Source organism: Teichococcus aerofrigidensis, assembly GCF_054073225.1.
The window spans coordinates 1-2,416 of the sequence record NZ_JBSXMU010000225.1 but is presented as its reverse complement, the minus strand read 5'-3'; the positions used below and the strand labels follow the sequence as shown (position 1 = coordinate 2,416).

Sequence of the window (2,416 nt, the reverse complement as noted above, 5' to 3'; positions counted from 1 at the left end):
CTTCGCCCTGGCCCAGCGGGCGCCGCGGCGCGAGGCGGTGGCGGCGCTGCTGCGCCTGATGCCGCCCGGCCCGGCCTGCGCCGCCATCCTGCCCGCGGTGGCGCTCGGCCTGGCCTTCCGCCGCGGCGGCCTGCTGCTGCGCCGACCGCTGCGCTAGAGCGGATCCCGATCAGGGGAAGCCCCGCCGCCGCCGGATCAGGGCGCGGCGGTGGCCAGCGGCGCCGGCAGGTTCGCCTGGCCGCGTCGGCCCCAGCGGATCTCGCCCACGGTGCCGCAACCCTCGCAGAGCGGGGCCCAGGCCGCGTGCGGGCGGTTGCAATGGCCGCAGAACCATTGCGGCGCCGCCGGCGCCTCGGCGGCGGCCCGCAGCCACTTCGCCTCGGCCAGACGCCCCTGCGGCGTGTCGCCCTGCTCCGTCCTCTCCAGCTCGACCAGCAGCAGATAGCCCCGCTTGTCGATCTCGCCCGATTGCGCCAGGGCCTCCAGCTCGCTGCGCGCCCGTCCCGTCAGCCCGGCCTCCAGGGCGAGCCGCGCCAGCAGCAGGCGGCTTTCCGGATGCGCCCGGTTGCGCGCCACCAGGGCCTCGCCCAGCTTGACGCGGGCCAGGGGGTCGGCCTCCCCCTCCAGGTAGGCCTCGGCGATGTCCGGCTGCGGGGCGGCCAGCCAGCCCTGCTCCAGCACGGTGCGGGCGCGCTTCTCGGCCTTGGCGCCGCGCATCCGCGCCGCATGCGCCACCACGCCGGGGGCGAAGGCCGGATCGGCCTTGAAGGCCTCGCGCTCCAGCTCGGCCTTGCGCGCCTCCTCGGCCTCCTGGCCGGCGGCGGCCAGGGCGAGCGGGGCGCGGGCGGGGCCGGCGCCGGCCAGCGCCAGTGCCTCGCCCCAGTTCTTCGTGCGCCGGGCGAGCAGCGCCCGCTCCTGCCGCAGCCAGGTGGTGCCCGGCTGGACCGCCTCGGCCTCCCGCGCCAGGGCCTGCGCCGCCTCCCAGTCCTCACGCTGGATCGCCTGCCGCAGCAGGCCGCGCAGGCCGAGGAAGCGGGCCTCCGGCTGGCGGGAGAGGATGTGATAGGCGTCGGAGGCCGACTCCTCGCGCCCCGCCATGCGCTCCGCCTCGGCGATCAGCACCAGGAGCTGCGGCTTGTCGCCCACCAGGCGGCGGGCCCGCAGCGCCTGGTTGCGCGCGCCGTCGGCATCGCCGGCGGCCAGCGAGACCAGGGCGCCGGTCAGCGCCGCCTCGGCCCGGGCGCGGTTGCGCGCCTCGCGCCGGGCGCGCAGCCGGGCGGGATAGTGGATGATGCCGCGCACCAGGGCGATCAGCAGCAGGAGCACCAGGAAGAGCGCCGCCAGGGCCAGCAGCAGCACCGGCAGGGAGACGGCGATGAAGAACTCGCCCACCCGCACTTCGACCCCGCCGCCGAGGCGCATCAGCCCCCAGGCGGCGCCGACGCCGACGCGGCAGCCCAGCAGCAGCCAGAGGGCGCGGCGCATCAGCCCTGCCCTCCGGCGCGCAGCGTCTCGAGCGCGGTGCGCGCGGCGAGCAGCCCCTTGGCGCGCGACAGCCAGTCCTGCATCGGCGCGCGCACCGGCTCGGCCAGGGCCTCGACGCGGCGGACCGCACCGCCGAGGTCGCCCGCCTCCAGCGCCCGTCGCGCCGCCTCGATCTCGCCGCTCACCGCATCGCCCCAGACGACGGTGTCGCCCCGCCGCACGGTGACCAGGTTGCCCAGGCGGGTGGCGGCGGATTCCCAGACGCTCTGGCCCTCGGTCACGGGCTCGGCGCGGGCGGCGGCGGCGCGGGCGGCCTCCTCGAAGGAGAGGCGCAGCCCGGCGAGCGTCGGCGGGGCGCTCTCGGCATAGCGGCGCAGCGCCTCGGGCGCCGCCTCGGGCAGGCCAGACAGCGCCGGGCCGAGCGGCCGGCCGGATTCCAGCAGCGCCTCGGCGGCGGTGCTGCCGATCAGCCGGGCGAGGCGGCGGCCAGGCGGGTCTCGCGCTGCTCCAGATTGGCGAAGCGGGCATCCAGCTCGCGGTCGCGCGCCGCCAGCCGCTGCTGCGCCGCCTCCTGCGCCGCGGCGATGCGCTGCTGCAGGGAGGTCTCGACGGCGGCGAAGCGCGGGCCCAGGGCGGCCTCGGCGGCCGCGACCCGCTGGGCGAGCTGCGCCTCGGCGCCGGTGATGCGCTGGGCCAGCGCCTTCTCCACCTCGTCGATACGGGCATCGGCATGGCGTTGCAGGGCCTCGCGATCGCTGCGCAGCGCCTCCAGCCGGCCGCGCAACTGCTCCAGCGTGGCGTCGCGCTCGCGCTGCAGGGCCTCGGCCGCGTCGAGGCGCTGGCCGAGGCGGGCCAGCGGGCCGCTCTCCAGCGCCGCCAGCCGCTGCGGCACCGGCTGCAGGGCGGCGGGGCGGGGGGGCCCCCCCCCCCC

General features: G+C 78.8%; 3 protein-coding genes. All 3 read right to left on the bottom strand.

Going from position 1 to position 2,416, the window contains the following annotated elements; translation table 11 throughout:
• Positions 1–195 precede the first annotated feature (195 nt).
• Complete coding sequence (locus tag ACVMLK_RS20745; RefSeq protein ID WP_457487505.1) at positions 196–1,485, bottom strand: heme biosynthesis HemY N-terminal domain-containing protein; 1,290 nt, start codon at positions 1,483–1,485, stop codon at positions 196–198.
• Positions 1,485–1,766: a hypothetical protein gene (locus tag ACVMLK_RS20740; protein WP_457487504.1), complete on the bottom strand. Its 282-nt coding sequence runs from the start codon at positions 1,764–1,766 to the stop codon at positions 1,485–1,487. Before ACVMLK_RS20740 ends, ACVMLK_RS20745 begins: the two co-directional genes overlap by 1 nt.
• A gap of 185 nt (positions 1,767–1,951) precedes the next feature.
• Positions 1,952–2,416, bottom strand: a 465-nt coding sequence (locus ACVMLK_RS20735) for a hypothetical protein (protein WP_457487503.1), incomplete at its 5' end; no start/stop codon positions are given.

Excerpts from the sequence above, each read along its gene's own strand:
- ACVMLK_RS20745 (WP_457487505.1), bottom strand. The coding sequence starts at position 1,485 with ATGCGCCGCGCCCTCTGGCTGCTGCTGGGCTGCCGCGTCGGCGTCGGC.